1 protein-coding gene is annotated in these 571 nt (G+C 43.3%); it reads right to left on the bottom strand.

Going from position 1 to position 571, the window contains the following annotated elements:
- Positions 1-571, bottom strand: a 571-nt coding sequence (locus ABU165_RS25115; RefSeq protein ID WP_353762704.1) for an IS110 family transposase, incomplete at both ends; no start/stop codon positions are given.

Here is a 571-nt window from a genome sequence, read left to right as displayed (position 1 = left end):
CCCCTTCATTGGACTGAATCCTAATTTCTTCTTCCAGCCTTAGAATCCGTTGTGATAATTCTTTAATTTGGTGATAGTATTCCTGGAAAGTGATTTGCAGGGAAGTGTTTTCAAACTTTAAAGTATCAAGCCATTCAAAATACTTTTTTGTCCACTTGTTTATTCCACTTGGTGGTTTAATGTCATTGCGAAGTAAAAACTTACTTAATCGATGCTTCCCCCTCAGTTCGTCTTCTTTGGCGTCTTCTCTGCATCTAATAAGATCCCGCAGCGCCTCATCTTCTTTATCTGGAACATAGATGGCAGTCAATTCGCCAGCACGGTACAAATGAGCTAAGCGAATAGAATCCCTGCGGTCCGTCTTAATGCGTTCTCCGGGTCTTTTAGGAATAAGAGAAGGGGCAATTACCGAGCACTGAATCCCCATTGCCATAAGTAGCCGATAAAGTGGATATCCGGTCGGACCGGCTTCATAACACACTCGGAGTGTTTCAGGCCTGCCTAACTTTTTCATTAATTTCTTTACTGCTTCTGGGGTATGGGGGATCAATCCCCAGTATCTAGGCTCTGC

This window comes from Cytobacillus sp. T106 (assembly GCF_040492155.1).
In the GTDB taxonomy this organism is placed as follows: Bacteria; Bacillota; Bacilli; order Bacillales; family Cytobacillaceae; genus Bacillus_AB; species Bacillus_AB infantis.
Note: the sequence above shows the minus strand (reverse complement) of the source record. Positions and strands in the feature narration are given on the sequence as shown.